This is a genomic window from Nocardioides sp. YJ-D4 (assembly GCF_054031495.1).
In genome coordinates, this window is sequence record NZ_CM132932.1 from 5,277,176 (window position 1) to 5,299,061 (window position 21,886).

Annotated in this window: 22 protein-coding genes; 14 read left to right on the top strand and 8 right to left on the bottom strand. The window is 69.5% G+C overall.

The window, feature by feature from the left end; translation table 11 throughout:
- Positions 1 to 5: 5 nt before the first annotated feature.
- The gene (locus tag ACW14X_RS25210; protein WP_160022164.1) at positions 6 to 482 is read left to right on the top strand and encodes a YbaK/EbsC family protein; all 477 of its coding nucleotides are present in this window, start codon (positions 6 to 8) and stop codon (positions 480 to 482) included.
- A gap of 69 nt (positions 483 to 551) precedes the next feature.
- On the opposite strand, the gene ACW14X_RS25215 is transcribed toward ACW14X_RS25210, so the two are convergent.
- Positions 552 to 755 carry a cold-shock protein gene (locus ACW14X_RS25215; RefSeq protein ID WP_008357755.1) on the bottom strand — a complete coding sequence of 68 codons (204 nt, stop codon included), beginning with the start codon at positions 753 to 755 and terminating at the stop codon, positions 552 to 554.
- Between the two features lie 324 nt (positions 756 to 1,079).
- On the opposite strand from ACW14X_RS25215, the gene ACW14X_RS25220 reads away from it, so the two are divergent.
- Positions 1,080 to 2,702 carry a glycoside hydrolase family 13 protein gene (locus ACW14X_RS25220; protein WP_457163729.1) on the top strand — a complete coding sequence of 541 codons (1,623 nt, stop codon included), beginning with the start codon at positions 1,080 to 1,082 and terminating at the stop codon, positions 2,700 to 2,702.
- 10 nt (positions 2,703 to 2,712) lie between these two features.
- On the opposite strand, the gene ACW14X_RS25225 is transcribed toward ACW14X_RS25220, so the two are convergent.
- The 4 genes from ACW14X_RS25225 to ACW14X_RS25240 all read right to left on the bottom strand — a co-directional run bounded on the left by ACW14X_RS25225 (position 2,713) and on the right by ACW14X_RS25240 (position 5,940).
- Positions 2,713 to 3,693, bottom strand: coding sequence for an ABC transporter substrate-binding protein (locus ACW14X_RS25225; protein ID WP_160022168.1), 981 nt, complete (start codon positions 3,691 to 3,693; stop codon positions 2,713 to 2,715).
- 81 nt (positions 3,694 to 3,774) lie between these two features.
- Positions 3,775 to 4,173, bottom strand: a complete 399-nt coding sequence (locus ACW14X_RS25230; protein WP_160022170.1) for a DUF1707 SHOCT-like domain-containing protein — start codon at positions 4,171 to 4,173, stop codon at positions 3,775 to 3,777.
- A 133-nt stretch (positions 4,174 to 4,306) separates the two neighbouring features.
- On the bottom strand, positions 4,307 to 5,227 hold the full coding sequence (locus tag ACW14X_RS25235; RefSeq protein ID WP_160022172.1) for an AEC family transporter: 921 nt from the start codon (positions 5,225 to 5,227) through the stop codon (positions 4,307 to 4,309).
- Positions 5,227 to 5,940 (bottom strand): GntR family transcriptional regulator, encoded by a 714-nt coding sequence (locus ACW14X_RS25240; RefSeq protein WP_160022174.1) that lies wholly within the window; start codon positions 5,938 to 5,940, stop codon positions 5,227 to 5,229. Before ACW14X_RS25240 ends, ACW14X_RS25235 begins: the two co-directional genes overlap by 1 nt.
- 132 nt (positions 5,941 to 6,072) lie before the next feature.
- Between ACW14X_RS25240 and ACW14X_RS25245 the strand changes: the two genes are divergently transcribed.
- The 4 genes from ACW14X_RS25245 to ACW14X_RS25260 are packed head-to-tail and all read left to right on the top strand — an operon-like array spanning position 6,073 to position 10,016.
- Positions 6,073 to 7,368, top strand: coding sequence for an MFS transporter (locus ACW14X_RS25245; RefSeq protein ID WP_160022176.1), 1,296 nt, complete (start codon positions 6,073 to 6,075; stop codon positions 7,366 to 7,368).
- Positions 7,365 to 8,327 carry a phosphoglycerate dehydrogenase gene (locus tag ACW14X_RS25250; protein ID WP_457163730.1) on the top strand — a complete coding sequence of 321 codons (963 nt, stop codon included), beginning with the start codon at positions 7,365 to 7,367 and terminating at the stop codon, positions 8,325 to 8,327. The genes ACW14X_RS25245 and ACW14X_RS25250 overlap by 4 nt, the downstream gene beginning before the upstream one ends.
- A complete protein-coding gene (locus tag ACW14X_RS25255) occupies positions 8,324 to 9,706 on the top strand; it encodes an acyclic terpene utilization AtuA family protein (RefSeq protein ID WP_457163731.1) in 1,383 nt (460 codons plus the stop codon). The genes ACW14X_RS25250 and ACW14X_RS25255 overlap by 4 nt, the downstream gene beginning before the upstream one ends.
- Positions 9,699 to 10,016, top strand: a complete 318-nt coding sequence (locus ACW14X_RS25260) for a DUF4387 domain-containing protein (RefSeq protein ID WP_457163732.1) — start codon at positions 9,699 to 9,701, stop codon at positions 10,014 to 10,016. The genes ACW14X_RS25255 and ACW14X_RS25260 overlap by 8 nt, the downstream gene beginning before the upstream one ends.
- Here ACW14X_RS25260 and ACW14X_RS25265 read toward each other — a convergent pair.
- Complete coding sequence (locus ACW14X_RS25265) at positions 10,013 to 10,717, bottom strand: SGNH/GDSL hydrolase family protein (protein ID WP_457163733.1); 705 nt, start codon at positions 10,715 to 10,717, stop codon at positions 10,013 to 10,015. The genes ACW14X_RS25260 and ACW14X_RS25265 overlap by 4 nt on opposite strands.
- Before the next feature lie 269 nt (positions 10,718 to 10,986).
- On the opposite strand from ACW14X_RS25265, the gene ACW14X_RS25270 reads away from it, so the two are divergent.
- Entirely contained in the window at positions 10,987 to 12,672 is a 1,686-nt protein-coding gene (locus ACW14X_RS25270) for a hypothetical protein (protein ID WP_457163734.1), read from the top strand.
- Between the two features lie 976 nt (positions 12,673 to 13,648).
- Positions 13,649 to 14,944: an HNH endonuclease gene (locus tag ACW14X_RS25275; protein WP_350842846.1), complete on the top strand. Its 1,296-nt coding sequence runs from the start codon at positions 13,649 to 13,651 to the stop codon at positions 14,942 to 14,944.
- A gap of 12 nt (positions 14,945 to 14,956) precedes the next feature.
- Here ACW14X_RS25275 and ACW14X_RS25280 read toward each other — a convergent pair whose 3' ends face one another.
- Complete coding sequence (locus ACW14X_RS25280; RefSeq protein WP_457163735.1) at positions 14,957 to 15,379, bottom strand: carboxymuconolactone decarboxylase family protein; 423 nt, start codon at positions 15,377 to 15,379, stop codon at positions 14,957 to 14,959.
- A 54-nt stretch (positions 15,380 to 15,433) separates the two neighbouring features.
- A complete protein-coding gene (locus ACW14X_RS25285) occupies positions 15,434 to 16,552 on the bottom strand; it encodes a substrate-binding domain-containing protein (RefSeq protein WP_457163736.1) in 1,119 nt (372 codons plus the stop codon).
- Positions 16,553 to 16,686: 134 nt separating this feature from the next.
- Between ACW14X_RS25285 and ACW14X_RS25290 the strand changes: the two genes are divergently transcribed.
- From ACW14X_RS25290 to ACW14X_RS25315, 6 genes are all read left to right on the top strand, one after another.
- The gene (locus ACW14X_RS25290; protein ID WP_457163737.1) at positions 16,687 to 17,085 is read left to right on the top strand and encodes a MarR family winged helix-turn-helix transcriptional regulator; all 399 of its coding nucleotides are present in this window, start codon (positions 16,687 to 16,689) and stop codon (positions 17,083 to 17,085) included.
- Between the two features lie 127 nt (positions 17,086 to 17,212).
- Positions 17,213 to 18,454 carry an urea ABC transporter substrate-binding protein gene (gene urtA / locus ACW14X_RS25295; protein ID WP_160022192.1) on the top strand — a complete coding sequence of 414 codons (1,242 nt, stop codon included), beginning with the start codon at positions 17,213 to 17,215 and terminating at the stop codon, positions 18,452 to 18,454.
- 4 nt (positions 18,455 to 18,458) lie between these two features.
- Entirely contained in the window at positions 18,459 to 19,343 is an 885-nt protein-coding gene (urtB, locus tag ACW14X_RS25300; protein ID WP_160022194.1) for an urea ABC transporter permease subunit UrtB, read from the top strand.
- Positions 19,340 to 20,443: an urea ABC transporter permease subunit UrtC gene (gene urtC, locus ACW14X_RS25305; RefSeq protein ID WP_457163738.1), complete on the top strand. Its 1,104-nt coding sequence runs from the start codon at positions 19,340 to 19,342 to the stop codon at positions 20,441 to 20,443. Before urtB ends, urtC begins: the two co-directional genes overlap by 4 nt.
- On the top strand, positions 20,440 to 21,207 hold the full coding sequence (gene urtD / locus ACW14X_RS25310; protein ID WP_457163739.1) for an urea ABC transporter ATP-binding protein UrtD: 768 nt from the start codon (positions 20,440 to 20,442) through the stop codon (positions 21,205 to 21,207). The genes urtC and urtD overlap by 4 nt, the downstream gene beginning before the upstream one ends.
- Entirely contained in the window at positions 21,207 to 21,884 is a 678-nt protein-coding gene (locus ACW14X_RS25315; RefSeq protein ID WP_350842861.1) for an ATP-binding cassette domain-containing protein, read from the top strand. Before urtD ends, ACW14X_RS25315 begins: the two co-directional genes overlap by 1 nt.
- Positions 21,885 to 21,886: the final 2 nt, after the last annotated feature.

Here is a 21,886-nt window from a genome sequence, read left to right on the forward strand (position 1 = left end):
CGTTCATGTCGATCGAGCTGGCCCGCACCCACCTGGACCGATTCGGACGCGGTGGAGACATCATCGAGTCGGTCGAGTCGAAGGCGACCGTCGAGCTCGCCGCGGTCGCTCTCGGGGTCTCGCCGGCGGAGATCGCCAAGACCATCAGCCTCTACACCGAGGACCGGACCGCCGCGATCCTCATCGTCGCGGCCGGCGACGCCAAGATCGCGAACGCGAAGTTCAAGGCCCACTTCGGCACCAAGGCGCGGATGCTCGCCGCCGAGGACGTGGAGCCGATGACCGGACACGCGATCGGTGGCGTCTGCCCGTTCGGCAACCCGGCGTCGGCCGAGGTGTGGCTCGACGCCTCGCTGAAGCGCTTCGACATGGTCTACCCGGCTGCGGGTAGTGCCAACACGACCATCGCGCTCACCCTTGGCGACCTGGAGACGATCAGCGAGGCCCGTGGCTGGGTCGACGTCACCAAGCTTCCCGAGTAGGCAAGGACCGCAAAAGGGGGACGGCCCCGCCCTGCCGAAGCAGGAGCGGGGCCGCCTTGAAAGCCAGAGTCAGACCGGGCGGACGTTCTCGGCCTGCGGGCCCTTCGGGCCCTGGGTGACGTCGAACTCGACGCGCTGGTTCTCGTCCAGGGTCTTGTAGCCCTGGGTCTGGATCGCGGAGAAGTGCACGAAGACGTCGTCGCCCCCGTTGTCCTGGGCGATGAAGCCGAAGCCCTTGTCGCCGTTGAACCACTTCACGGTTCCCTGAGTCATGAATCTAATCCTTGTGTACACAGGGCGACTCCGTGCCGCCCTTTGGGCGTTGAATCCACGAGTCCTGATTTCTGCTTCTGCGGAAGACCAAGTGCTGCACGAACGGTCACCGAGAGCAACCGCGAAGCGCGTGGGGACGCCTCCTTCAACGCAGACAAGCCTACATGCCATGAGCCGACTTCGGGCAACCCCGGTTTTTCGGCGTTTCAGCGGGCGTATCCGTTCGAATAGCAGGCCCGTGGAGGACCGCCCGGTTTGACAACCCCGAGCATCACATCGACAAGATCGGGGTACTGGTGGCCAATCGAGGAGATAGGGGTCCACGTGGACCAGCCATGGTGGCGCGAAGCCGTCGCATATCAGATCTACCCGCGTTCGTTCGCGGACTCGAACGGCGACGGGCTCGGTGACCTGCAGGGGATCACCGACCACCTGGACTACCTCGCCGCGCTGGGTGTCGACGCGATCTGGATCTGCCCCTTCTACACCTCACCGCAGAACGACCACGGCTACGACGTCGCCGACTACTGCGACGTCGACCCGATCTTCGGCACGCTGGCCGACGCCGATCATCTGATCGCGCGCGCCCACGAGCTCGCCCTGAAGGTCATCGTCGACCTGGTTCCCAACCACACCTCCTCGGCACACCCGTGGTTCGTGGAGGCTCGCGCGGCGGCACCTGGGTCACCGGCCAGGGACCGCTACATCTTCCGCGAGGGCCGCGGTGAGAACGGCGAGGAGCCGCCGACCAACTGGCGCTCGGTCTTCGGCGGTCCGGCATGGACGCGGATCGAGGACGGGCAGTGGTACCTCCACCTGTTCGACGACGACCAGCCGGACCTCAACTGGCACAACCCCGAGGTGGTCGAGGAGTTCACCAGGATCCTCACCTTCTGGCTCGACCGGGGCGTGGACGGCTTCCGGGTCGACATCGCGCACGGGCTGTTCAAGGAGCTGCGCGACCAAGTCGTCCCCGAGGGGCTCGCGCCGACCTCCGACGCCGCGGTGATGTACGAGCGCGGCGTCACCGACGCCCCGATGTGGGACAACCTGGCCGTCCACGAGATCTACCGCGCCTGGCGCAAGCTGATCGACTCCTTCGACGGCGACCGGATGATGGTCGCCGAGGCCTGGACCCCCGGCCCGGCGGAGCTGCGGCGCTACGTACGTGCCGACGAGTTCAACCAGGCGTTCAACTTCTCCTGGCTGCAGGCGCCCTGGTCGGCCGAGGCGTTCACCCAGGTCATCGGGTCGACGCTGAAGGCGCTCGGTCCTTCGCGGGCGGCGCCGACCTGGGTCCTGTCCAACCACGATGTCGTACGCCACCGCTCGCGTTATGGCGACGGACTGCAGGCGCTGCACCGGGCTCGCGCGGCGACGCTGACGATGCTGGCGCTCCCGGGGTCGGCGTACCTCTACCAGGGGGAGGAGCTGGGCCTGCCCCAGGTCTATCTGCCGCCGGAGTATCAGGAGGATCCGTGGTCGGAGACCGGTGAGGGTGGTCGTGACGGCTGCCGGGTGCCGCTGCCGTGGAGCGGGTTCGAGCCGCCCTTCGGCTTCAGCCAGGTGCCTGACGAGGACCTGCCCACGCAGCCGTGGCTGCCACAGCCGGCCGAGTGGGTCGACCTCACCGTGGCTGCCCAGAACGGTGTCCGGGACTCCACGCTGGAGTTCTACCGGGCGGCGCTGGCGGCGCGACGGGCCTTCGCGCTCGGTGCCGACGAGGACGTGGAGATCCTGGACGCGCCCGAGGGTGTGGTCTCGTTCCGGCGCGGCGGGGTCGGCGGTTCCCCCGACACCAGGACCGACCTGATCGTCGTGCTCAACTGCGGCATGGAGCCGACGCCGCTTCCCGAGGGTGAGATCGTGATGTACAGCGGCGACCCGATCGTGGGGGACCTGCCCACCGACGCGGCGGTCTGGATCATCGCCCCCTCGGTCGAGTGACCGGCGGCGGTCATGGGAGCAGGGCGTCCGCGTCCGGGTCCTTGGCGAACAGGCCGTCGGCCTTCGAGAGGTCGGCGAGCCTCTGGATCGACGCGGCGTCGATCTCGGAGGTCCACTGCGGCGTGTTGAGCTCGGCGAGCACCGATCCGTCGATGTCGGTGTAGGTCGGCAGGATCTTCTTGACCTCGTCCGGGTGCTGCTGGGCGTAGTCGAGCGACTCGTTCATCGCACGGGTGAAGGCCGCGACGGTGTCGGCGTCGGAGTCGGCATAGTCCGTCGAGGTGAAGTACTCCGCGACTGCGAGGCCCGGGTCGGCGGCGACGAAGTTGGAGCCGAGGTCGGTCATGCCGCCCTGGGTGCCGATGGTGAGGAACGGCTCGACGACCTGACCCGCGTCGACGTCGCCCTTCTCGATGGCCGGGCCGATCTCGGGGAAGGCCAGCTCGACGTACTCGATCTTGGTCGGGTCGCCGCCGTCCTGACGGACGAGCTCGTTGGTGGTGGTCGTGTTGATGTTCTTGAGCGTGTTGACCGCGACCCTCTTGCCCTCGAGGTCTCTGGGGGAGGTGATGTCGCTGCCGGCCTTGACCAGGACACCGGCGATGTCGGCCGCCGGGTCGTCGGTGGCGTTGACGCCGGCGGTGACGACCTTGACCGGGAGGTCCTGGGTCTGAGCCAGGAGCAGGGAGGTCGTGTTGGAGAAGCCGAACTGGTATCGACCAGTGGCCACGGCGGGGATGATCGCGGCACCGCCTTCGGCGAGCTCGAGGTCGACGTCGAGGCCCTCCGCCTTGAAGAACCCCTTCTCCACTCCGAGATAGATGGGGGCGACATCGACGATCGGGATCACGCCGACGGTGATCTCGGTGGCGCCGCCGGCCCCCTCATCGGCGGGCTCGCCATCGCCGCATGAGCTGAGCAAGAGCGGCAGGGCGAGCGCGAGTGCGGCTGCCAGACCGCGGCGCGCGGTGCGGGCGAGGGAGCGACTCATCGGGATTCCTCGTGGGCTGTGGGGTAGCGAGCGCGGCACAACCTAGTGGTGTGCCCGGATGGGGGCCACGGAATCCGGAATTCAGTGCGCGGAATGACGCATGTGCTGGTGACAACGGCGGGAGCGGTGGGGTCCGTTGCGGAAGACCATGGCTCCGACGGCGATCGCGGCGAAGACCCACCACGGCACGCCCATCACGACCAGCCCGATCGCGACGAGCAGGAAGCAGGCGACCAGCGGGAACGCTCGCGGGCGACCCCGGCGCGGCCGGCGAGCGACCTGCGGTGCCTGCGGCGCGCTCTTCGGCAGGTCGGTGAAGAGCATCTCCACGTCGGCGCGGACCTTCGCGGACCAGACCGCGTCAAGGCGCTCGTAGTAGTCGTCGTCGGTGAGCCGGCCTGTCGAGTAGTGCTCGGCGAGCCTCGCCGACGCCTCCTCCCGATCGGCCTCGCTCACCCGCAGGTTGTCGAGGTTGCTCATGTCATCTCCCTTGTGAAAGCTGCATCGACTGTCGGCGTAGTGTCCCGATATATCGCGAGGGTACGCCCGAAGAGATGCCGCCGCAAGGGACTTTGGTCGGGCTCAGCGGTCGGCTCGGGTGCTGGCTTCGGGGCTAGGTGAGCAGCAGTACGACCAGCAGGATCGCGGGCACCGTGGCCAGCGTGCTGACGAAGATGACGTCGCGGGCCAGCAGGGTGGCGCGGTTGTAGCGCTGCGCGACCACGAACACGTTCTGGGCGGTCGGCAGCGCGGAGAGCACGGTCACGGCCAGCAGCGCCTCGGCGTCGAGGCCGAGCGCGAACCGCCCGATGAGGTACGCCGCCACCGGCTGCACGATCTGCTTGGTCGCGACCACGGCGGCCAGCTCGAGCGCAGGGACGCCGCGACCGGGCAGCGGGCCGAGCCGCAGCGCGACGCCGTAGGCGATCAGCATGGACGGGACCGCCATCCCGGCCACCAGCTCCAGCGGGTCCGAGACCGCTGTGGGCAGGTCGAGATCGGTGACGGAGAGCGCCACCCCGATCAACGAGGCGACGGTGATCGGGTTGGTCAGCGGGCGGCGGATCACGTCCCAGAACGACAGCTTCGTGGTGCTCGCATCGGCGTCGAGCAGGACCAGTGCCAGCGGCTGGAGCACCAGCATCTGCAGCAGCAGCGTCGGCGCCACCAGGACCGGGTCGCCCAGGACGTACGCCGCGATCGGCAGGCCGAGGTTGCCGGCGTTCGCGTAGGAGCCGCACAGGACCGCGACCACCGTGTTGCCCAGACCACGGCGGCGCAGCGTCTCGACGGTGGCCACGAGCGTCGCGGCGACGAGCACTCCGCCGGCGACCGCGACCAGGTTGCCGGAGAGCACGAAGCCGAGGTCGCTGTCGTCCATGACCGTGATGAGCAGCGCCGGGCTGGCGACGTAGAACGCCACCGTCGAGAGTGTCCGCTGGCCGCGCTCGTCCAGGATCCGGAGCTGCGCGAGCAGGGCGCCGAGGGCGATGAGGACGCTGATCGTGGCGAAGCCGGTGAAGACCCCTGCCACTAGATCTCGCGCCGCAGGTCGAGGAGTCCGCGGGCGGCGTGCTCGGTGACGATGCGCTCGGACTCGACGGCGTCGCGGGCGCGCAGGGCGATCACGAGGGCGCGGTGCTCGGCGTAGCGGTCGGCGCCGAACTCGTCACCGGCGAGCAGGTGCGCCCGGGAGATCTCCCGCTGCCGCGACCGGCTCAGCGAGCGCGACTGCTCGAGGAGGCGTACGAGAACCGGGTTGTGGGCGGCGGCGTTGACCAGCTCGTTGAAGCGGCCGAGGACGTCGAGGAAGCGGTCGGCGTGCTTCTCCACCGGCTTGCCGTCGCGGTGGCGTGCCCGGATGAGGATCACCAGGTCGTCGGCCTCGTCGAGCAGCCGGTCGAGCTCGTCGAGCTCGTCGTCGGTCGCGTGCCGGGCGGCGAACCGGGCGGCCAGGCCGCGCAGCGCGACCTCCACCTCGGCCAGGTCGTGGCTGGCGTCCTCCTCGATCCGGGCCACCAGCGTCGTACGCGGCCCCACCCGCTCCACGAGGCCGTCGAGCTCGAGCCGCCGGATCGCCTCGCGGACCGGGGTCGGGCTGACGCCGAGCCGCTCGGCCATGCCTCGCTCGGTCACCTTGGCGCCGGGCTCGAGCTCACCGGAGCCGATCTGGCTGCGTAAGGCCTGATAGACGCGCTCGGCCACCGTCGTGGTCTCCGGGGTGGTCTCGGGGGAGGAGATCGACATAGTCCTGATCCTAGGCCACTTTTCCAACGGTGCCACCTCTTGACTCTTTTGCTGTAGCAAAACTACTGTGAGCGCCGCCACAGCACGCAGAGTCCATGCCGGGACCATGCAGAGATCACGGAGGTCCGTCTCGTGAGCACCACCATCCCCACCGCACCACCACGGCAGCTCGGGCCCCGCCGGATCACGCTCCTCGTCGCACTGGCGGTCTTCGCCCAGGAGTCGATGTGGAACTTCTACGACAGCCAGGTGCCGCCGCTGCTGCGCGACCACCTGGCCAGTGCCGCCCTCGTCGGCTTCATCATGGGGATGGACAACCTGCTCGGCATCTTCATCCAGCCGTGGATGGCCAACCGGTCCGACCGGACCCGTACGCGCTGGGGCCGTCGGATGCCCTACCTCGCCGTCGGGATGCCGCTCGCGGCGCTGCTGTTCGTGACCCTGCCGCACACCGCGGACTCGCTGCCGCTGCTGATCGTCGTCATCGTCGCGTTCGCGCTGGTCTCGAACTCGTTCAAGCCGATCGGCGAGGCGCTGGTGCCCGACTTCATCGCCCCCGAGCGCCGCAGCCGGGCCAATGCCGCCGTCAAGATCGCCTCCAGCCTCACCGTGATCGTCGCGGCGGTGGTCAGCATCCTGCTGGTCGATGACCATCCGGCCCTCGCCTTCGCGGTGATCGCGCTGATCACCCTCGTCTCGGTCACCGTGCTGTGCCTCTCGATCCGCGACAGCTCCTCGCCCGGCTATCAGGCGGCGGTGGCCGAGGACGCCGCCGAGGATGCCGTCGCGGAGTCGACGTCGGTCGGCCAGGCGCGCATCCGCGACACCATCTGGGAGATCGTGCGCGACACCGACCGCAGCCGGCTGCTGCTGATCGTGGCGATCCTGGTCTTCGGCAGCGCCTGGGCCGGCTCGCGCGCACTGGTCACGCCCTACGGCATGGAGACCCTCGGGCTCTCGCGCGGCGACGCGGGCGGGATCACGCTGCCGAGCGGGGTCGCGTTCCTGCTCGCGGCCTATCCGACCGCGCTGTTCGCCGAGCGCTTCGGCCGGCTGCGCACCATGATCGCCGGGATGGCAATCTTCGCGGCCGCCATGCTCCTCGGCACCCTGGTGCAGACCCCGACCGGCACCGTGGTGGCGTTCTGCATCGGCGCCGCCGGTGCCTCGGCCTTCCTGGTCAACGCCGTCGTCGTGCTGTGGAACCTGGCGCCGTCGGCGCGGGTCTTCGGGACGTACGCCGCGCTCTATGCGGTGGGCTGGCAGAGCGGTGCCTTCCTCGGTCCGGCCCTGATCGGCGGGGCCGTCGACATCCTGGGCTGGCAGACGATGCTGCTCGACATCGCGGTCGTCGCGGCGGTCGCGGTCGCGATCGTGGTGCGGATCGACCGCCTCCAGCGGCGTGGCGACGTCGAGCGGGCGGTGTGAGCGCGGTGGCTCGGATCCTGATCACCACCGACTACCTGCGGCCCGGCGACGAGGTCGACGACCTCCTCCGCTCCCAGGGCCACGAGATCCGCCACCGGTCCGGGGATCTGGGCGCGGACCTCGCCGGGGTCGAAGGCGCTCTGCTCGGTCACGACCCGCTCACCGCGGAGGTCCTCGCGTCCGCGGACCGTCTCAGAGCGGTTGTACGCACCGGGGTCGGCTACGACGCGATCGATGTCGAAGCGGCCGCACGCGCCGGGATCACGGTCAGCAACCTGCCCGGGATCAACGCCAACGCGGTCGCCGAGTACACGATGGGACTGCTTCTCGCCTCGTCCCGACGGCTGGTCGAGAGCGCGACCGGTGTCGCGGCCGGCGGCTGGCCACGCGACGACGGCCGCGAGCTGCGCGGCTCCATCCTGGGCCTGATCGGCTATGGCGCCGCCGCCCGTGCGGTCGTGCCGCTGGCCCGGGCGTTCGGGATGAGGGTGCTGTGCACCACCGCCGTCGCCGAGTCCGAGCGGACCGACCCGGAGGTCCGGTTCGTCGAGCTCCCCGAGCTGCTGGCGGAGGCCGACTTCGTCTCGGTCCACACGGCGCTGACCCCGCGGACGCGGGGGATGCTTGACGCGGGCGCATTCGCGCTGATGAAGCCGGGAGCGGTGCTGGTCAACACCGCCCGCGGCGCGATCCTCGACGAGGGCGCGCTCGTCGCCGCCGTACGTGAAGGCCGGATCGCCGGTGCTGCGCTCGACGTGGTCGCCGAGGAGCCGCTGCCGGCCGAGAGCCCGCTGCGCGGGGTGCCCGGCATCGTCGTCCACTCCCACCTGGCCGGGCAGACCGCCGAGGCCCGCCGGGCCGCCGGCGTCGAGGGAGCCCGTGAGCTCCTCGACGCGCTCGCGGGCTGCCCGAAACATGCTGTCAACGCCCACCTGATCGAGGAGAGAAACAACAGATGACCAGCGACAACGCTGACTCCGTCAGCATCTTGGTGCCCAGCGGGATGCTCGGTGCCGGGTTCCCGGAGGAGACGATCACCCGTGGGATCGCGCTGGGAGCGGACGTGATCGCCGTCGACGGCGGCTCCACCGACTCCGGTCCCTACTACCTGGGTGCCTCGAAACCGAAGACCACGGCCGCCGCGGTCGCCCGCGACCTGCGGCTCCTGCTGCGGGCAGCGGCCGAGGCCGGGATCCCGCTCATCGTCGGCTCCTGCGGCACCAGCGGCACCGACGACGGCGTCGACTGGGTCGCCGGGATCGTCGACGGCCTGCTCGCCGAGGAGGGCCTGTCGATGAAGGTCGCCCGGATCTACAGCGAGCAGCGCGCCGCCGATCTGAAGGAGCCGCTGGAGGCCGGCCGGATCCACGCGCTGCCGCCGCTGGGCGACCTTGACGGCGCGACCCTCGAGGACTGCACCCACATCGTCGCGATGATGGGCCACGAGCCGATCGCCGAGGCCCTCTCGGCCGGGGCTCAGGTGGTCCTGGCCGGGCGGGCGACCGACACGGCCAACGCCGCTGCGTACGCCTTGCTGAAGGGGATGCCCGCCGGGCCGACCTGGCACGCGGCCAAGATCGTCGAGTGCGGCGGCCAGTGCACGACCAACCCGCGGATGGGCGGGGTCTTCGCGACCATCGACCGGACCGGGTTCACCATCGAGCCGCTCGACGAGAGCGCCGCGTGCACGCCGATCTCGGTGGCCGCCCACATGCTGTACGAGACGGCGAACCCGTATCTGATGCGGGAGCCGGACGGCACGCTGGACGTGCGCGACGCCGTCTACACCGCGCTCGACGAGCGCCGGGTGCGCGTCGAGGGGTCGCGGTTCCATCACGCGGACCAGCACACGGTCAAGCTCGAGGGTGCCCGGATCACCGGCTACGAGACCATGTCGTTCTCCGCGATCCGGGACCCGCTGATCCTCAAGGACATCGAGGGCTGGGCCTCGCTGATGCACGTCGTGTTCACCCAGCGCGTCGAGCAGACCCTCGGCCTGACCAGGGACGACTACGACTACGACCTGCGTCTGTACGGCTACAACGCGGTCCTCGGCGACCTCGACCCGTCGACCGAGCCGCCGCGCGAGGTCGGGGTGATGCTGCTCGTCCGGGCCGCCGACCAGGCCCTTGCCACCGCGGTCGCCAAGGTCGCCAACCCGCTGATGCTGCACCTGCCGGCCCAGGACATGGACTACCTGCCCAGCCTGGCGTTCCCCGGGTCGCCGGCCGAGGTCGAGCGGGGCGCTGCGTACGAGTTCGTGCTCAACCACGCCGTCGACAGCCTCACGCCGACCGCGATGTTCCGCACCGAGATCGAGGAGAAGAACGATGCCTGAGACCACCCTGGGAGACCTCGCGACCGAGGTCCGCTCCAAGAACGCCGGGCCGTTCTGGATCACGATGGAGCTGTTCATGCGCGACGCCGAGGGCTACCGGATCGCGGCCGACGAGACGTTCCTCGACGAGGAGGTCGTCGCCGGTCTCTACCGGGTCGATCCGGGGTCGGTCCAGATCTTCCGGATCCCGTCGCTCAACGTCGTCAAGATCTCGTACCCGCGCCCGGTCTCGCAGGGCTCGCTGCGCGACCGCGACACCCACGCGGGCCAGCACCACGTACCGCTCGCGCAGCTGGTGGTGCCCGGCTAGAGGTCGAGGTGGTCGCAGATCGCCTGCGCCCAGCGCTCATAGCCAGCCGGCGAGGCGTGGAAGCCGTCGGCGGCGAAGAAGGACGGCTCCGCGGGACCGAGGTCGGCGGAGCTGACCCACTGGACCGACGTACGTCCGGCGCAGACCAGCCGCGCAGCCTCGTCGAGCGCCTTCCCGCGCTCGGCGAGGTAGCGCCGCAGGGTGCGGGGGAGTGACGGGAACGCGCCGAACTCCGGGATGCCGGGAAGCACGGTGTGTGCTGCGTGCTCCTGGAGGGTCTCGACGATCGCGGTCAGATCCCGCGTCCAGGCCTCGACCGAGCGGCGCGCGAGGATGTCGTTGACGCCCACCAGGAGCACGGCGAGATCCCACTCGCCGGTGACCTTGGTGAGGATGCCGTGCCGGATCCGCTCGCTGGTCGCGCCGTACTTCCCGAGCGCCCGCCACTCGACCGGACGCCCGGTCCGCTGCGCGATCGCACGCGCCATCGACCCGGCGAAGGCGAGGTCGTGGGTGGGTGCGCCGCGCCCCGAGGCGGACGAGTCTCCGATCACCATCAGCCGCAGCGGGCTGGGTGCTTCATCGTCCGTCGGCGCCGGCACGAAACCCTTCGTCGGACCCTCCGGACGAGGCTCCTTTCCGATGGTCCGATGGACGTACGCGGCCTGTGCGGCGACCAGCGGGAGCAGCAGTGGATTCATCGTCTCTCCCCCGTGCGGTTCTGTCGTGACGTACGTGCTCTTCCGTCGTTCTACAGCGCGTGCTCCGGCGGGTCTCCGACGTCGGCTGAACGGCGGGCGAATGTCCCCGGAAGGTTTGACACAAGGGGTCCTCGCGTCGGTGAACGTTGAGGTACAAGACAAGGGAATCCAAGACACGCGACCCGACCCGCTGCGTGCCAGCCCTAGCATCACGCCCAGCTGTGAGCGCTCGACCACAACCCTCCCCTCACTCGAAGGAATGCGAAGCCATGTCCGACTTCATCAGCGGCATCTTCAACCGAAACAAGAACGAGCAGCCGAAGGCAGGGGAGGGCGAGTCGACCGACCTCTCCGCCCCCGGCTATGGCGAGACCCTGGCCGCCCCCGAGGCCAGCGCGTACGTCACCGAGGCGCCGGCTCCGCCGGTTGCTGAGCCGGTTGCCGAGCCGGTTGCCGAGACCGTCATCGAGCCTCTCGCCGAGGCCCCCTCGGTCGACCCGCTCTCCGACCCCGAGCACGTCGTCACCGACACCGAGGAGGCTCCGGCCGCCGAGGTGGCCGAGTTCGCCGTCGAGACTGTTGAGGTCAGTGGCGAGGTGGGCAGCGACGTCGTCGGTGAGGTCGCCGTGACCGAGCCCGTCGAGGCCGTCGACGAGGTTCCGGCCGAGGCGGTCGAGACCGAGGGTACGTACGAGGCGCCGCTCGAGGGCGTCGACGCCGAAGCCCCCGTCGCCGAGACCACCGAGGAGGTCGAGGAGACCGCTGTCGAGGAGCCGGCCGAGGAGGCGCCGGTCGACGAGGTGCCGGTCGAGACCGAGGCCGTTGTCGACGCCACCGACACCGAGGTGACGGACGCCGAGGTGACGGACGCCGCGGACGAGGTCGTCGCCGAGGAGGCTGCTGAGGTCACCGAGGCCGACGGGGTCGAGGTCGACGCCGAGGACGCCGTCGTGCCCGCTGACGCGATCGAGTCCGACGAGGCCGAAGAGACCGTCGTCGAGCCGGTGGGCGAGGCGCTCGCCGAGGAGGTCGCTGTCGAGGAGCCGTCCGAGGTCGAGGACGTCGTCGTGACCGCGGACGAGGGTGAGGCGTCCGAGGTCGAGTCGGCCGACCTGGCCGAGTCGGTGGAGGTCGACGTCGAGCCGGCCGACGAGGTCGTCGACGAGGCTGCTGATGAGGCTACTGACGTGACGGAGCCGGTCGAGGGCGACGCGGAGGTCGTCGACGTCGTCGAGGACGAGGCGCCGGCCGAGGAGATCGCTGTCGACGAGGTGGCTGCTGAGGAGGCGCCGGCGGAGAGCGAGGACGTCGTCCCGGCTCCCGAGGCCGACGAGTCGACCGAGGTCGAGGCCGAGGTCACCGAGGAGGTCGAGGCTGCCGTTGAGGCGACCGACGTCGTCGAGGAGGCGCCGGTGGAGGCCGAGGACGAGGTCGAGGAGACCGAGGCGATCGTCGACGAGGCGCTGACCGACGACTCCACCGAGACGCCCGCCGCTGAGGTCACCGACACCGTGGCCGAGGAGACCGAGCCGGTCGAGGAGCCCGACGCGGCCGAGGAGACCGTGTCCGAAACTCCGGCCCCCGGCTTCGCGCCGGAGCCGGTGATCGAGCCGGAGCCGACCGCCGACTCGACCCTCACCGGGGTACTGCGCGCCGCCCGTGCCGCCCGTGAGGAGCGCGGGAAGTCGACGGTGAGCGAGGGCCTCGTCGAGCGCCTGGTCCACCACATCGCGGCCAAGGTCGAGGGCGTACACGCCATCGACGACGAGGGCACCGTGGTCGACATCGCCGACGACGTCGCCACCATCACCGTGTCCTACGTGATCGAGTACGGCACTCCGGTCAAGGCCACCGCCGTTACCATCCGCACCCAGGTCATCGAGGCCGTCGAGGACTACTTCGACATCGACGTCGAGGCCGTCGACGTCAACGTGAGCGACTTCCACATCGCCTGATCGTCGCCGGACGGCATGAGAGAATGACCGAAAGCCTCGGAGCGCACCGCGCTCCGAGGCTTTCGTGTATGACGACCCTTCACACCGACCTCGACCTTCCCCGCCCTCTCACCGCGCGTCTTGCCCGGGCTGAGGACCATGTCGCCCTGCGCCATCTCTGGCTGCTCTTCCGGCACGAGATGTCGGGCTACAGCTCCACCCTTCCGTTCGCCGACGGCACCTTCCGGTCCGAGTGGCTCGATGCGGCGCTTCGCTCCGAACCTGGGTGGTGCGCCTGGATTCTCACTGCGGGGGTTCATCCCATCGGGTTCGCTCTTGTGCGGGATGCCGACCAGCGCGTACGCATCTTGAACAGCTTCTTTGTCGTTGCTGGGGTTCGTCGGGGTGGAGTCGGGCTTCAGTTTGCTCGGGCTGTTCTCTCTGAGTATCCGGGGGAGTGGGGTGTGGCTTATCAGGAGCGGAATCGTGCGGCTGGCGGGTTTTGGTCGCGGGTCACTGCGGGGTGTGATCGGTCGTGGTCTGAGAGCTTGGGGGCTGGTGGGGTGGTGGATAGGTGGATCTTGTTCTCTGTGGGGTCTGCCCGTTGATCTAGCCTTGGCGCCCGCTGGTCGGGCCGCTCCTTCCGCTGGTCGAGCCGCCGGAGCCGCTAGGCGGAGGCGTGTCGAGACCAACACGGTTCTCTTGCGCGGGAAACCTCGGTTGGGTGACTGTGTTTTCGTTTCGGGGTTCGCCGCCGACCCTTGATTTGAGTGTTTCTCGATCGTGCGCCGCGTCAAGGACGCCCTTCGGGCGCCGCTGCGCGGTGGCCTTCGGCCATCCTTGACTCGGCACCCGATCGAGAAAGATTTCGCCTGTATCGGGGCGGCGGCGAGAGAGTGGCGCGGAGTTCACGTTACTTGTTCGCTGACCGCGTAACACGGGTTTGAACTGCTTAAATAGGTCGCTTGATGATGCTCGTGCGCATATAATAAGACTCATGTACGAGACCATCGACCACCTCCTCGCTGGGCCGTCTCCTGGGGCGTCCGAGGCTGAGCTGGTCGACTGGATCGCGCGCCTTGAAGCCGTCAAGTGCACCGCCGAGGCCCTTCAGGCCGAAGCGGCGGTACGCCTGGATGAAGCTGTCCGGGAGCGCCAGGCCGAGGCCGGGGTGCCGGCCCGGAAGCTCGGCGAGGGCGTGGCCTCCCAGGTTGCGTTGGCGCGGCGGGTCTCGCCCGAGAAGGGCGCCAAGCTCCTCGGCCTCGGGAAGGTTCTGACTGCGGAGATGCCGCACACCTTCGCCTTGATGAAGGCTGGCCTGTTCTCGCAATGGCAGGCCACCATCCTGGCCCGCGAAACCGCCTGTCTCTCCCTCGAGGACCGCAGGGTCATCGACCACGAACTCTGTGCGACGGGGCCGAACAGTGAACCCGCTCGGGCGATGTCGATGGGGCTACGCCAGCTCGAGAACGCCGCTAAGAAACTCGCCATCACCCTCGACCAAGCCTCCGTCGTCGCCCGCGCCGCCAACGCCGTGAAAGACCGCCGCGTCAGCCTGCGTCCGGCACCCGACACGATGACCTGGCTCGGCGCGCTGTTGCCGGTCAAGGACGGCGTCGCCGTCTTCGCCGCCCTCGACCAAGCGGCCAAGACCGCTGCGGCTGCCGGGGACGAACGCACCCGGGGTCAGGTCATGGCCGACACGTTGGTCGACCGGATCACCGGCCGCGGCCAGGCCGATGGCAAACCGCGGATCGAGGTCAAGATCGTGATGTCCGCCGACTCCCTCACAGGCGACGCCGACCAGCCCGCCATGGTCGAGGGCTACGGACCCGTCCCCGCCGCCTGGGCCCGCGAAGCACTCAACGACGCGGACGTATTCGTGCGGCGGTTGTTCACCGACCCCGCCGGTCAACTGGTCGCGATGGAATCCCGCTCCAGGAAAGCACCCGACGGGTTGGCCGAGTTCATTGCGACTCGTGACGGTGGGATCTGCCGCACCAACGGGTGCGATGCTCCGATCCGGAACATCGACCACGTCGAACGCCACGCTGACGGCGGTGAAACGAGATCCGAGAACCTGCAAGGGCTCTGCGAACGATGCAATCAAGCCAAGGAAGCCCTCGGCTGGCGGGCCAGACCAGGGCCAGATGGCAGCATCATCACCACCACACCCACCGGGCACACCTACATCAGCCCGCCACCCGAGACCTGGGCACAACCCCCACCGACCTGGTCCCGAGCCGAGTTCGGACTGCGCGACGTACTCCTCGAACACACCCTCGCTGCCTGAGCCATGTCGCGCTCAGGCGAGGGGGAGGAGGTCGCGTTCGGCGAAGACCTTCTTGGCGGTGAAGGTGGCGTTCAGTGCGCGGGGGAAGCCGCAGTAGACCGCGGAGTGGAGGAATCCCTCGATGATCTGTTCAGGGGTCAGGCCGACGTTGAGGGCGGCGTTGATGTGGACCTCGAGCTGGGGCTCGCAGCCACCCAGGGCGGTGAGCATGCCGAGGGTGACGAGCTGTCGGTCCCGCGGCTCGAGGCCGGGGCGGGCGTAGATCTCGCCGAAGCCCCAGGCGACGACCTGGTGGCCGAGCTCCGGGGCGATGTCGGCCAGCGCGTCGATGACTCGAGCACCGGCCTCGCCGTCGATCGCGTCGAGGATCTCGCGTCCGTGGTCGTGGCGGGCGGCGCGGGAGATGGGGTCCTGGGCAGGGTTTTCGAAGGTCATGCCGCGCACGCTAGGAGTTGGAGCGCACTCGAAGTCAACGGACCGAAGCAGGCGTCAGGAGGCGTACGCGATCTGCTCCTGGATCTCGAAGCGGAGGCCGTCGGCGGCGGCGATGTAGACGTCCTGGTCGACGAGGTTGCCGTGCATCCGCATGAGGCCGCGGGGGCTGGAGTAGCTGTGGTGGTCGGTGAGGCGCAGCGCGGGATCGACCTCGAGCCCGCCGCAGGCGTCGCCGATCTGGCGCAGGAACATCAGCGACTCGTAGCAGGACTCGCCCACGGCGTTGAGGGAGGGCGCGTACTCACCGAAGCGGCGGTAGTAGCGCTCGGCCAGGTCGGCCGACTCGGGGGTGGTGAGGCCGTCGAAGTAGGCGGCGGCCGCGAAGACGTTGGCGTTGGCGCCGGCGCCACCGGCGAGCAGGGTGTTCTCCTCGACCGCGGGGCTCAGTCGGGTCAACGACTGGCTCAGCCCGGCGGCGGCGAACTGGCGGTTGAAGTGCACCGCGTCCTGCCCCATCAACAGCATGATCACCCCGTCCTGCGCGCCGCCCTCGAGGCCACGCAGCACGCCGGCGAAGTCACGGGTCCCCAGTGGGACGTACGTCTCGCTCACGACCTCCGAGGGCGACCCGCGCAGCGCTGCCCGGGCCGTGGACCCGGTGACGCGCGGGAAGACGTAGTCGTTGCCGACCACCGCCCAGCGGGAGGCGCCGTGGTTGGCGCGCATCCACGCGGTCGCGGGGAGCAGCTGATTGACCGGGCGCTCGCCGATCATGAAGACCCCAGGAGTGTCGTCGCCGCCCTCGTGCATGGCGGCGAAGGCGTACAGCGCCCGGCCGCCGACGCGCGCGGTGATCGCCTGGCGTACGGCGGAGATGTGCCAGCCGGCGATGGCATCGACCCGGCCGAGCTCGACGAGCCGAGCGACCTCGGCGGCGACCTCGTGGGGAGGCCGACCCGCATCGATCGCGACCAGCTCGACCGGCCTTCCGGCGATCCCGCCGCCGGCGTTGAGCTCCTCGGCGGCGAGCTCGCCGCAGGCCAGGCAGCCTGGGCCGTAGATGCCGGTCGGGCCCTGCATCGGCACCACGAACGCGATCGAGAGAGCCCCCGGCGGACGCGGTGCGAGGCCCAGCAGGGCATGGGGCGCCGGGGTGAACGACGGCGGAGACATCGGCACCTGCTCCCAGACGAACCAGACCAGCTGAAGCGGACGGATGACTCACCATTGAGCCGATGGATGGTTAGGGTACGGGAGTCGGGCCCTCGGCGCAGCGGGCATCCAGCAGACATTCGTGGGAGGACGCCATGGAGGTGGCCGAGACGGCCGTCACGGATCTCGCCGTGCTGCTCGCCCAGGCACAGCGCCGGATCGAGCGAGCGCTCGCCGAGGCGTACGCCGAGTTCGACCTCACCGCGGAGCAGTGGCGCATCCTCAGTGTGCTGCTCGACGATCCGGGCCAGACGATGACGCGTCTCGCCGACGCCGCCGCGCTCCCGGCCGGCACGCTGACCAGGCACGTCGACCGGCTGGTCGAGCGCGGGCTCGTGCTGCGCAAGATCCATGCCGAGGACAAGCGCCGCGCCGTGGTCGCGCTCTCGCCGGTGGGCGCCTCGGCTGCCCGGGAGATCCGCGCCCGCCAGCAGACCGAGGCCGTCGCCAGGGTCGCCCGCGATCTGCGTACCGTGCTCGAGAAGCTGCCTTGAGCTCGGCCCACTGAAGGCGTTTCCATCTGGAAACAAATCGTCGCGGAGTCCGACACATCCGCGAAACAACCCGTCCCTAGATTCCTTCCATTCGAGAGCAATTGTCCGATGGAAGGACCCCCATCCCGTGCGTACGAAATTCTCGAGCCGCCTCCTCGCGGCCAGCTCGGTGCTCGCCCTGGGCATGACCGCGACCGCCTGCGGCGGCGCCAAGACCGGTGACACCGCGACCAGCGAGAGCTGCGTCGACACCAGCGGCGACACCATCAAGATCGGCTTCCTCAACTCCCTGTCGGGGACGATGGCCATCAGCGAGACGACCGTCTTCAAGTCCCTGTCCATGGCGGCCGAGGAGATCAACGCCGACGGCGGCGTGCTCGGCAAGAAGCTCGAGATCGTCAGCGAGGACGGCCAGTCCGAGCCGACCGTCTTCGCCGAGAAGGCGACCAAGCTGATCCAGGACGACTGCGTCGCGGCCGTCTTCGGTGGCTGGACCTCCAGCTCGCGCAAGGCGATGCTGCCGGTCTTCGAGGGCAACGACGCGCTGCTCTTCTACCCGGTGCAGTACGAGGGCCTGGAGTCCTCGCACAACATCTTCTACACGGGCGCGACCACCAACCAGCAGATCATCCCCGCTCTCGACTTCCTCAAGCAGGAGAAGAAGATCGAGTCGATCTTCCTGGTCGGCTCCGACTACGTCTTCCCGCGCACGGCCAACAAGATCATCAAGCAGTACGCAGCCGCCAACGGCATCGAAGTCCTCGGCGAGGAGTACCAGCCCCTGGGCTCGACCGACTTCGGCACGGTCGTCGACAAGGTCAAGGCCGCCGGCGCGGACGCGGTCTTCAACACCCTCAACGGCGACTCCAACGTGGCCTTCTTCAAGGAGTACAAGGGCAAGGGCCTGACCGCCTCGGCGATGCCGGTGCTCTCGGTCTCGATCGCGGAGGAGGAGGTCCCGGGCGTCGGCGTGGGCAACCTCGAGGGGCAGTACACCGCCTGGAACTACTACCAGACCATCGACAGCCCGGCGAACCAGAAGTTCGTGACCGACTTCAAGGCGGCCAACGGCGCCAAGGCGGTCACCTCGGACCCGATGGAGGCGGCCTACACCTCGCTGCACCTGTGGAAGGGCATGGTCGAGAAGGCCGACTCCTTCGCGGTCGAGGACGTCATCGACGCCTCCGACGGCGTCACCTACGACGCACCCGAGGGCACCGTCGAGGTGAACGGCGACAACCACCACATCGCCAAGACCGCGCTCATCGGCCAGGTGAACTCCGAGGGTCTGATCGACACGGTCTGGTCGAGCGACGAGCCGATCGAGCCGGACCCCTACCTGAAGTCCTACGACTGGTGGAAGAACTAGCCCGTTGGACGCGCTCCTCGCCCAGGTCTTCACCGGCATCTCCGCCGGTGCGGTCCTGCTCCTCATCGCCCTCGGCCTCACCCTGACCTTCGGTCAGATGGGTGTGATCAACATGGCCCACGGCGAGTTCATCATGGCCGGCGCGTACACCGCCTATGTCGTCTCGACCATCGTCGCCAGCACCGAGCTGAGTCTGCTGATCGCGCTCCCCGTGGGGTTCGTGATCGGCGGGCTGCTCGGGCTGGCGCTCGAGGCGAGCGTGCTGCGGTGGATGTACGCCCGTCCGCTGGACACGCTGCTGGTCACCTACGGCGTCGGCCTCGTCCTGCAGCAGGTCGCGCGTGACATCTTCGGGGCCCCGGCCAAGGAGGTGCCCGCGCCGAGCTGGCTGGACGGGTCGATCCCGATCCTGGGCTACGACTTCCCGCTGACCAGGCTCTTCATCATCGTCCTGGCCGCCGCGTGCGTGGCCGCGCTGCTGGCGGTGCTCCGGTTCACCGCCCTCGGGCGGCAGATCCGGGCGACCGTCGGCAACCGCGACCTCGCCGAGACCATCGGCATCTCGACCCGCCGCACCGACCGGGCCACCTTCTTCATCGGGTCCGGCCTGGCCGGTGTCGCCGGGGTGGCGCTCACGCTGCTCGGGTCCACCGGCCCCAACCTCGGCACGTCCTACATCGTGCAGGCGTTCCTGGTGGTCGTGGTCGGCGGCATCGGGCACCTCAAGGGCACGATCGTCGCGGCTCTCGGGATCGGCCTGCTGCAGGCGTTCCTCGCCCACGCCCTGACCGGCTCGGTCGCCCAGGTGATCGTCTTCCTGGCGATCGTCGCGTTCCTGCAGCTGCGCCCGCAGGGCATCCTCTCGGTCCGGACCAGGAGCCTGGCATGAGACTCTCCAACCTCAAGTGGGCCTATCCGTACGTCGGCTGGCTGCTGCTCGCGGTCGCCCTGCTCGTCCTCGCCCCCGCGGTCCTGTCCGACTTCCGCCTCGGCCTGCTCGCGAAGTACTGCTGCTACGCCATCGCGGCGGTCGGCATCGGTCTGGCGTGGGGCCGTGGCGGGATGCTGGTGCTCGGCCAGGGGCTCTATTTCGGCATCGGCGCCTATGCGATGGCGATGCACCTCAAGCTCGCCGACGCCGGCCCCGGCGGGGTTCCGGACTTCATGGCGCTCTACGGCGACGCCACGGTGCCGGGCTGGTGGGAGCCGCTGCGCAACGGCGGGCTCGCGCTGGTCGTCATCCTCATCCTTCCGGCACTGGTGGCGGGCATGTTGGGGCTCGCGGTCTTCAAGCGGCGGATCAAGGGGGCGTACTTCGCCATCCTGAGCCAGGCGCTCGCCGCCGCCTTCGCGATCCTGCTCGTCGGCCAGGTGAAGACCACCGGCGGTGCCAACGGGCTGAACAACTTCCAGGGCTTCTTCGGGTACGCCCTGTTCGATCCGGCCAACAAGCGGATGCTCTACTTCATCGCCGCCGGGATCCTGCTGGTCTCGATCCTGGTGATGGCCTGGCTCTACCGCACCCGCTTCGGTGAGCTGCTGGTCGCGGTGCGTGACGGCGAGGAGCGGGTGCGGTTCCTGGGCACCGACCCGGCCAACGTCAAGCTGGCGGCGTACGTCATCGCGGCCGTCCTCGCCTCCATCGGCGGCGCGCTCTTCGTGCCGATCGCCGGGATCGTCTCGCCCGACGACGTCGGCGTGGTCGCCTCCATCGGGCTGCTGGCCGGGGTCGCGCTGGGCGGGCGGGCCTCGCTGCTTGGTCCGGCCGTCGGCGCGCTCCTGGTCGGGTACGCCGAGACCTCGCTCTCCGAGGCCTTCCCGGGGTCGTGGTCCTACTTCCAGGGAGCCCTGTTCGTGCTGGTCATCCTGCTGTTGCCTGGTGGGCTGGCGCAGCTGCTGGGGCTGATGAGAGGTCTGGTTTCGCGCCGTACGGAGTCCACGTCGTCCGGGGAGCCGGAGACACGAGTGGCGGAGGAGGTCACGGCATGAGCACCGACGTGCTGGAGGTCAACGATCTGCGGGTCGAGTTCGACGGTTTCGTGGCGATCGACGGGGTGTCCTTGACCCTCGAGCCGGGCCGGCTGCACTTCCTGATCGGCCCCAACGGCGCCGGGAAGACGACCCTCGTGGACGCCCTGACCGGCCTGGCGAGCGGAAGTGGTGAGGCGCGCTATCGCACACGCGATCTGCTCACGCTGGCATCGCACCGGATCACCCGCCTCGGGGTGGGACGTACGTTCCAGACCGCCACGGTCTTCGAGGAGCTCAGCGTGCTGCAGAACCTCGACATCGCCGCCGGAGTGCACCGGGCGCGGTGGCGGCTGATGCTGCCGCGGCGCGGGACACCCGAGCAGGTCGCCGAGGTGCTGGAGACCGTGGGGCTCACAGAGCTGGCGGACCGGCCCGCGGGCGTGCTCTCGCACGGGCAGAAGCAGTGGCTGGAGATCGGCATGCTGCTGGTGCAGGACTCCTCGGTGATGCTCCTCGACGAGCCCGTCGCCGGGATGTCGGCCGAGGAGCGGGAGGAGACCGGGGAGCTGCTGCGCCGGATCAGCCCGGAGCGGACGGTGGTGGTCATCGAGCACGACATGGACTTCGTCCGCCGGTTCGCCGACGTCGTCACCGTCCTGCATGCCGGGAAGGTGATCGCGGAGGGCACGGCTGCCGAGATCAGGGAGGACGCCGAGGTGCAGCGGGTCTATCTGGGTGACACCGTCGCCGCCGTCACCGAGACGACAGGGGAGGACGCCTGATGCTGAGGATCGAGTCGGTCACCGGCGGCTACGGCCGCACCACGGTGCTCCACGAGGTCAGCCTCGAGGTTCCGACCGGCGCCGCGGTGGCGCTGATGGGACACAACGGCGCCGGCAAGACGACCCTGCTCAAGGCGGCGGTCGGGCTGGTCCGGGCCAAGAGCGGCCGGGTGCTGCTCGACGGCGAGGACGTCACCGCGCTGCGACCGAGCGCACGGGTCAAGCGAGGTCTGGGCTACGTCCCGCAGGGCCAGCAGAGCTTCGGCGACATGACCGCGCTGGAGAACCTCCAGCTGGTCGGCGACCGGGCCGGGATCAGCGAGATGATCGACCTGTTCCCGGCGCTGAAGGACCTCCTCGGGCGACGCGCCGGGCTGCTCTCCGGCGGTCAGCGCCAGCAGCTCTCGATCGCGCGTACGCTGCTGACCAGGCCGCGGCTGCTCATCCTCGACGAGCCGACCGAGGGCATCCAGCCCAACGTCGTCGCCGAGATCGAGCGGGTGATCGCCGAGCTCACCGGTCGCGGCGACCTCACCGTGCTGCTCGTCGAGCAGCACGTCGGGTTCGCGCTGCGTACGGCCTCTGCCTACTACATCCTCGAGTCCGGCCGGATCACCGCGAGCGGTGACGGCGGCACCGAGGCGCACGATCACGTCCGATCCCAGCTGGCCGTCTAGGC

Coding starts and splice junctions, on each gene's coding strand:
- ACW14X_RS25210 (WP_160022164.1), top strand. CDS start 6: ATGTCGATCGAGCTGGCCCGCACCCACCTGGACCGATTCGGACGCGGT.
- ACW14X_RS25215 (WP_008357755.1), bottom strand. CDS start 755: ATGACTCAGGGAACCGTGAAGTGGTTCAACGGCGACAAGGGCTTCGGC.
- ACW14X_RS25225 (WP_160022168.1), bottom strand. CDS start 3,693: ATGAGTCGCTCCCTCGCCCGCACCGCGCGCCGCGGTCTGGCAGCCGCA.
- ACW14X_RS25230 (WP_160022170.1), bottom strand. CDS start 4,173: ATGAGCAACCTCGACAACCTGCGGGTGAGCGAGGCCGATCGGGAGGAG.
- ACW14X_RS25240 (WP_160022174.1), bottom strand. CDS start 5,940: ATGTCGATCTCCTCCCCCGAGACCACCCCGGAGACCACGACGGTGGCC.
- ACW14X_RS25255 (WP_457163731.1), top strand. CDS start 8,324: ATGACCAGCGACAACGCTGACTCCGTCAGCATCTTGGTGCCCAGCGGG.
- ACW14X_RS25260 (WP_457163732.1), top strand. CDS start 9,699: ATGCCTGAGACCACCCTGGGAGACCTCGCGACCGAGGTCCGCTCCAAG.
- ACW14X_RS25265 (WP_457163733.1), bottom strand. CDS start 10,717: ATGAATCCACTGCTGCTCCCGCTGGTCGCCGCACAGGCCGCGTACGTC.
- ACW14X_RS25270 (WP_457163734.1), top strand. CDS start 10,987: ATGTCCGACTTCATCAGCGGCATCTTCAACCGAAACAAGAACGAGCAG.
- ACW14X_RS25275 (WP_350842846.1), top strand. CDS start 13,649: ATGTACGAGACCATCGACCACCTCCTCGCTGGGCCGTCTCCTGGGGCG.
- ACW14X_RS25280 (WP_457163735.1), bottom strand. CDS start 15,379: ATGACCTTCGAAAACCCTGCCCAGGACCCCATCTCCCGCGCCGCCCGC.
- ACW14X_RS25285 (WP_457163736.1), bottom strand. CDS start 16,552: ATGTCTCCGCCGTCGTTCACCCCGGCGCCCCATGCCCTGCTGGGCCTC.
- ACW14X_RS25290 (WP_457163737.1), top strand. CDS start 16,687: ATGGAGGTGGCCGAGACGGCCGTCACGGATCTCGCCGTGCTGCTCGCC.
- urtC (WP_457163738.1), top strand. CDS start 19,340: ATGAGACTCTCCAACCTCAAGTGGGCCTATCCGTACGTCGGCTGGCTG.
- urtD (WP_457163739.1), top strand. CDS start 20,440: ATGAGCACCGACGTGCTGGAGGTCAACGATCTGCGGGTCGAGTTCGAC.
- ACW14X_RS25315 (WP_350842861.1), top strand. CDS start 21,207: ATGCTGAGGATCGAGTCGGTCACCGGCGGCTACGGCCGCACCACGGTG.